This window comes from Candidatus Symbiopectobacterium sp. 'North America', from assembly GCF_015762685.1.
GTDB lineage: Bacteria > Pseudomonadota > Gammaproteobacteria > Enterobacterales > Enterobacteriaceae > Symbiopectobacterium.
Map to the genome: position 1 here is coordinate 64,380 of NZ_PEHF01000041.1, position 6,802 is coordinate 71,181.

Sequence of the window (6,802 nt, forward strand, 5' to 3'; positions counted from 1 at the left end):
GGTGACACAATGAATACAGCGAAAACGGACGCAGGGCGGATCCGTATCGGCATTGTTGGGCTTGGTTCGATTGCGCAAAAGGCCTATATCCCTGTGCTGAGCCAGGAAACACACTGGACGTTTGCCGGCGTTTTTTCTCCAGATCAGCAAAAAATGCGCACGCTTTGCCAGCAATATCGCCTGTCGGGTTATTCGTCACTGCAAGCGATGGCGAGTGTGTGCGACGCTGTGATGGTACACAGCAGCACGGCCAGCCACTACGACGTTATCAGCACGTTACTGCACCTTGGCGTACACGTGTGCGTCGATAAACCGCTGGCGGAAACGCTGCCGCAGGCTGAGGCGCTGCTAGCGTTGGCCGATCGGCAGGGAAAAACCGTGATGGTTGGATTTAACCGCCGTTTCGCTCCCGGTTATCGATCGCTGAAATCAACGTTACTACATCCTGATTCTGTTCGGGTGGAAAAATACTGCGCGGATAACGTGGGTCCGCAGCCGGCGCGTTTTACCCTGTTAGATGACTATCTGCACGTGGTTGACACGGCACTGTGGCTGGCGGGTGAGGGGGCTGCGTTACTTGGTGGTGTCATTCGCAATAATGCGGCGGGGCAGCTTGTTTTTGCTGAACATCTGTTTGCTTCCTCAACCTGCCAGGTTGTCACCAGCATGCATCGCTGCGCGGGTAGTCAGCGCGAGTCGGTCCAGATGATCGGGCAGGGAGCCATTCACCACGTCGATAATCTCAGTGATTGCTGGCTGGAAAGTGGTGGAATTATCACGCGATCCCCAGCACCGTCCTGGCAAAGTATTTTGGAACAGCGCGGTTTTGTGGGGGCAGTTCACCATTTTGTCGACTCACTTGAGAAAGGTGTTCAACCCCAAACATCAGGCGAGCAGGCGATTCTGGCGCAGCGAGTGGTCGAGTCGCTGCTCACATCATGCTGAATCCTGCTGTGAACTATCATCAAGGGTGGCTATTCCTCCCCTGATGCGTAGACTGTCGCCACGCCTGGCGGGCTGCGTTTCGTTGTAACTCTCGACACAACAGAATTGAATCGGATGAACTTATTAAAATCATTGGCCGCGGTCAGTTCGATGACCATGCTATCGCGCGTTTTGGGCTTTATCCGCGATGCCATTGTCGCACGGGTATTTGGCGCTGGTGTGGCGACTGACGCCTTTTTCGTCGCCTTTAAACTGCCGAATTTACTACGTCGCGTTTTTGCCGAGGGGGCTTTCTCGCAGGCATTTGTTCCAATACTGGCTGAATACAAAAGCCAGCAAGGGGATGAAGCAACACGAACCTTTCTTGCCTACGTGTCAGGCATTTTGACGCTGGTGCTGGCATTGGTGACCGTGGCCGGGATGATCGCTGCGCCCTGGATTATCACGGTGACGGCTCCAGGGTTTGCCGCCACGCCCGATCGATTTGCGCTGACCTCAGCACTGTTGCGCATCACTTTCCCGTATATTTTGCTGATATCGCTGACATCGATGGTGGGCTCGGTTTTAAACACCTGGAATCGCTTCTCCGTCCCGGCGTTTGCACCGACATTTCTCAATATCAGCATGATTGGTTTTGCCCTGTTCGCCACACCTTATTTTGATCCGCCAGTGTTAGCGCTGGCTTGGGCGGTGTTGCTGGGCGGGGTGCTGCAATTGGTTTACCAACTGCCGCATCTTAAAAAGATCGGGATGTTGGTATTGCCGCGCTTTAAATGGCGTCACCTCGGAGTCGGGCGAGTGATGAAACTGATGGCTCCAGCGATTCTAGGCGTATCAGTGAGCCAAATCTCGTTGATCATTAACACTATATTTGCCTCTTTTCTCAGTGAGGGGGCGGTCTCTTGGATGTACTACGCTGACCGACTGATGGAGTTTCCGTCCGGTGTACTGGGTGTCGCTTTAGGCACGATTTTGCTGCCATCGTTAGCGAAAAGCGTCGCCAGTGGCGATCAGGAAGCCTATTCACACCTGATGGATTGGGGGCTGCGTCTCTGCTTTCTGTTAGCGTTGCCGAGTGCGGTGGCGTTGGGTATTTTGTCGAAGCCGTTGATTGTTGCGCTGTTCCAGTATGGCAAGTTCAGCGCACTGGATGCATTGATGACTCAGCGGGCGTTGATTGCCTACGCCATCGGGTTGATGGGGCTGATTGTGGTGAAAGTGTTGGTTCCGGGGTTCTATTCTCGGCAGGATATCAAAACACCGGTGAAAATTGCATTGGTGACGTTGGCGCTGACGCAGGTCATGAACCTGATCTTTATCGGGCCGTTGCAGCATGCCGGGCTGGCACTTTCCATTGGATTGGCCTCGTGCCTGAATGCCGGGCTGCTCTATTGGCAGTTGCGCAAACAGCAGCTTTTCCAGCCACGTCCGGGGTGGGGCACCTTTCTGGTCAAACTGCTTATCGCGGTGCTTGCCATGTCGGCGGTATTGATCGCGTTGTTAGTGTGGATGCCAGACTGGGACATCGGCGGCATGACAGTGCGTATTTCACGCCTGATGCTGGTGGTGGTGGCCGGTGCGGGTACCTACTTTGTGATGCTTGGGATGCTTGGCTTCCGTCCGCGCGATTTTGCGCGCCGCGGTATGTGATAGAACCAAAGAAAAACGGTGGCTCAGGCCACCGTTTTTATGACATGACGCCGTTGATTACATTTTATCGACGGTTTCAATGCCTAGGGTGCTTAACCCTTGTTTCAGCGTTTCTGCGGTCAACAGGGCCAGTTTCAGGCGGCTTTGACGCACAGCATCACTGTCGGCATTCAGAATCGGGCAATGCTCGTAGAAACTGGAGAACAGACCGGCAAGATCGTACAAGTAGGCACACATCACATGCGGCGTACCTTCGCGCGCCACAGTAGTGATGGTTTCTTCAAACTGCATCAGGCGGGTTGCCAGCGCCGTTTCTTTTCCATCATTCAGCACCACAGGCTGTGTCAGTGCGGCTTTATCCAGATTGGCGCGTTTGAAAATTGAGGCAACGCGGGTGTAGGCATACTGCATATAGGGAGCCGTATTGCCTTCAAACGCGAGCATGTTATCCCAGTCAAACACGTAGTCAGTGGTACGGCTTTTTGACAGGTCGGCATATTTAACCGCCCCGATGGAGACAACGCGCGCCAGCTCACGCAACTCGTCTTGTTCCATATCCGGGTTTTTACCCGCGATCAGCGTCAATGCGCGCTCATAAGCTTCGTCTAACAGATCTGCCAGCTTGATGGTGCCGCCCGCACGGGTTTTAAACGGTTTGCCATCTTTGCCCAACATCATGCCGAACATATGGTGTTCCAACGATACCGATTCCAGCACATAGCCTGCTTTACGCACGATAGTCCACGCCTGCATCAAATGCTGGTACTGGCGGGAATCGATATAGTAGAGAACGCGATTGGCGCCCAGCGTCTCATAACGGTACTTGGCGCAGGCAATGTCGGTGGTGGTATAGAGATAGCCGCCATCTTTCTTTTGAACGATGACGCCCATTGGTTCGCCTTCCTTGTTTTTAAACTCATCAAGGAAAACCACCGTTGCTCCTTCACTTTCAACGGCCAGGCCTTTTGCCTTCAGATCGGCAACAATCTCCGGTAGCATCGCGTTGTAGAGGCTTTCGCCCATTACGTCTTTTTTGGTCAGGGTGACATTCAGACGATCGTAGGTGAGCTGGTTTTGTGTCATGGTGACGTCAACCAGTTTACTCCACATTTCGCGGAAATAAACGTCGCCGCCCTGTAACTTCACCACATAGTGGCGGGCGCGCTCAGCGAAGGCCGCATCTTCATCGTAACGCAGTTTGGCTTCTCGATAGAAGGCTTCCAGATGGGGCAATACCAGTTCGCCGGAGGTGTCTTTCTGCACATCTTCCAGATGGGCAATCAACATACCGAACTGTGTCCCCCAGTCACCCACGTGGTTAGCGCGGATAACCTTGTGTCCGAGAAACTCAAGTGTGCGTACCGCAGCATCACCAATAATGGTGGAGCGCAGGTGGCCGACGTGCATTTCTTTGGCGACGTTAGGCGCAGAATAGTCAACCACGATGGTTTGCGGCGTGACCGGAGTGATACCCAACTTAGGTGTGTTCAAAGCCCGTTCGGTTTGTTGTGCTAACCATTGCGTATCCAGAAACAGATTGATAAACCCCGGACCGACGATCTCTGTTTTGGCGACTATACCGTCCAACACCAGATGCTGAACTACCGTCTCTGCCAGTTGTCGCGGAGCAAGCCCAAGTTTTTTCGCCGCTGCCATGACACCATTGACCTGGTAATCACCAAACTGAGCCTTGGCAGACTGGCGCACCTGCGGGTCTGTGCCGTTAGGCGCACCTGCTGCAACCAATGCCTGGCTGACTTTTTCCGAAAGAAGAGCCTGAATATTCACCTGGATACCTTTAATAAAAATTTAGCCCCCGCTTATACCATATTTGGGCTTAGACGTCAGCAGGGCGAACCTTCCCCGCGAGAATTTTCCTGAGAAAATGCAAGGGGGATGAGCACTAAGAGGGGGGATAACGCGTCGAAAAAGGAGACAAAAAAGAAGAAAAAACACCTGCGCTAGCGAAAAATAGTTAACGCTTTCTTCCCCGATGATTGGTTCCGATACGTTGACTTTCCCTTGTTTTAAAATTTTTATAAATTGCATATGCCGCAATGGCAATAAGCAGAACCGATAAAATGGCTAAAATCATAATTATTTCTCTGTATACTATTGCGATACGATAACAAATTACCTGTTTTTGTTAGGTGTTACAATGTAGGTCAAGAGGTTTAAGATTAATCTTTTCTTTTAAGAATATTCCTTAAACCCGTATAATTTACGTATGAATTAGACGTAATAAGTTATTGTGGAGCATTTGTTGCGCTGTGTTTATAAATTCCGCTGCCGTTCGATATCCTTATCAAATACGGTGATATGATTAACAATGAAGGGATATAGCACAACGTGATTTTTCTCACGTTATGTTTCAGACTGTTACAGCATCTGTTGCATGAGCCCGTAGGCTTTTTGTGCTGTGGCCGACGATCCAGAGCGCGTTACACCTGGCTTGTGTCGGAGTGGTATGCAAAAAACGCGCTAGGCGTTACTACTCGAAAATTAATAATTCTTAATATAGGAAATGCAATGTCTGGAATGCTTCCCCCAGCGCTTCAACACGATTTGGCCCGCTTTGAGCGTGCGTTGTTACAGTTAGCGGATACGCTATCATTAGATTTGTCGCAATTTGAAGCTGATCATATTGCGCTGCGCTGCAACCAAAATACGACAGCTGCGCAATGGAAAGAAACGTTATTAACGTTGGGGGTATTAATTTCTGAAAATCAAATTAACGGACGCCCTATTTGCTTTTTTTCGCTTAACGAAAAAATAACCGTGGGCCCATTGAGCATTGACTGTATTGAATTACCCTGGCCTGGTCAGCGCTTTTACCCCAATGAAGGTTGGGAGCATGTTGAATTAGTATTAGCGGGCAGTCCAGAGACCTTGCATGCTCGTGCTCTGGCTTGTCTTTCTGATAGCGCGCTGGCTTCACCGCGCATTACCCTAAAGTTCAGCCAACCAGGCAGCGATAAAGAACGCTTGCCCAATCCCACGTTAGCCGTGAGCGATGGGACCGTCACTATCAAGTTTCATCCATATTCAATTCGTGAAGTCATTGCCCGCGAGCAGGAGTAAGTCTGGTTCTGGTACTGGCTGAAAGCTTTTGGTAAAATTTGTGTGACACGTCATTGATAGCATTGGACCAATTCTGCCCTCTGTGACTCGGCTCTCCTTTGCATTTTTATTCAGATGCCATATTTATCCTAAAGCCGCAACGTGCTAGTTGATGGTGCAATGGTCACAGCGCAATGTGACGCAGGCGGGCAGGCGGGAGAGATAAAATGTCAAAGTTGGAAGTATGCTGTTATAGCGTTGATTGCGCACTCACGGCGGAACTGGCGGGAGCAGACAGAATTGAACTCTGTGCTGGCCAGCGTGAAGGCGGTCTGACGCCCAGCTATGGTGTTCTGGCTGAGGTGAGGAGTAGGGTACGGCTGCCGGTTCATCCTATTCTACGCCCGCGCGGCGGGGATTTCTGCTACAGCGATAGTGAGTTTCGTACCACTCAGTACGATATTCAGCGCATTAAAGAAATGGGTTTTCCTGGCGTAGTGGTTGGCGTGCTGGATGAAGAAGGGCATATCGATCTGCCGCGCATGAAAGTCTTGATGGCGTTGTGTGAGGGAATGGCAGTGACATTCCATCGCGCCTTCGATCTGTGCCTCAATCCTCATATGGCACTGCAACAGCTCACCGATTTGGGCGTGGCGCGCGTGTTGACATCCGGCCAGCAGCAGCAAGCTGAAAACGGATTAACATTATTGCGTGAACTAATACGGGCGAGCCGCAGTCTAATTATTATGGCGGGAGCAGGCGTGCGTTTGACCAACCTGCATAAATTTCAGCGAGGCGGTATTCAGGAACTGCACAGTTCTGCCGGACACTGGCTTCCTTCGGCGATGCGGTTTTGCAAAGTGGGTGTCTCGATGTGTTCAGACGCGGAAAGCGATCTGGACGAATTCAGTCACTATTGCGTTGATGGTGACATCGTTGCTGAAATGAAGCGTATCCTGAATGTGGGGTGCCAGCCAGTCCCTGTCCCCTGATGACGCGGAAAATCCGCCCAACGAGTCCTTTACCGCGCAGCATCCCTCTCGGGTTTGCTTGCGAGTACCAAGCCCCGGCGTGTTGCCGGGGCTAATGAGATGGTCACCCCCACCCTGTAGCGGTACGCTGACAGGGTGTTTTTCTTTCAGGAGAG

Annotated in this window: 5 protein-coding genes; 4 read left to right on the forward strand and 1 reads right to left on the reverse strand. The window is 51.5% G+C overall.

The features are described from left to right. Positions 1-9 precede the first annotated feature (9 nt). Positions 10-945 (forward strand): Gfo/Idh/MocA family protein, encoded by a 936-nt coding sequence (locus CS369_RS09680; RefSeq protein ID WP_196906909.1) that lies wholly within the window; start codon positions 10-12, stop codon positions 943-945. A gap of 114 nt (positions 946-1,059) precedes the next feature. Next, on the forward strand, positions 1,060-2,595 hold the full coding sequence (gene murJ / locus CS369_RS09685; protein ID WP_196906910.1) for a murein biosynthesis integral membrane protein MurJ: 1,536 nt from the start codon (positions 1,060-1,062) through the stop codon (positions 2,593-2,595). 57 nt (positions 2,596-2,652) lie between these two features. Here the strand turns inward: murJ and argS are convergent, their stop codons facing one another. Beyond that, positions 2,653-4,383, reverse strand: a complete 1,731-nt coding sequence (gene argS, locus CS369_RS09690) for an arginine--tRNA ligase (RefSeq protein ID WP_196906911.1) — start codon at positions 4,381-4,383, stop codon at positions 2,653-2,655. 750 nt (positions 4,384-5,133) lie between these two features. Here argS and CS369_RS09695 point away from each other — a divergent pair. Together CS369_RS09695 and cutC are read left to right on the forward strand one after the other, a co-directional pair. Continuing rightward, complete coding sequence (locus tag CS369_RS09695; RefSeq protein ID WP_196906917.1) at positions 5,134-5,676, forward strand: VOC family protein; 543 nt, start codon at positions 5,134-5,136, stop codon at positions 5,674-5,676. Between the two features lie 206 nt (positions 5,677-5,882). After that, positions 5,883-6,647, forward strand: coding sequence for a copper homeostasis protein CutC (gene cutC, locus CS369_RS09700; RefSeq protein ID WP_196906912.1), 765 nt, complete (start codon positions 5,883-5,885; stop codon positions 6,645-6,647). Positions 6,648-6,802 lie beyond the last annotated feature (155 nt).

Coding starts and splice junctions, on each gene's coding strand:
- CS369_RS09680 (WP_196906909.1), top strand. CDS start 10: ATGAATACAGCGAAAACGGACGCAGGGCGGATCCGTATCGGCATTGTT.
- murJ (WP_196906910.1), top strand. CDS start 1,060: ATGAACTTATTAAAATCATTGGCCGCGGTCAGTTCGATGACCATGCTA.
- CS369_RS09695 (WP_196906917.1), top strand. CDS start 5,134: ATGCTTCCCCCAGCGCTTCAACACGATTTGGCCCGCTTTGAGCGTGCG.
- cutC (WP_196906912.1), top strand. CDS start 5,883: ATGTCAAAGTTGGAAGTATGCTGTTATAGCGTTGATTGCGCACTCACG.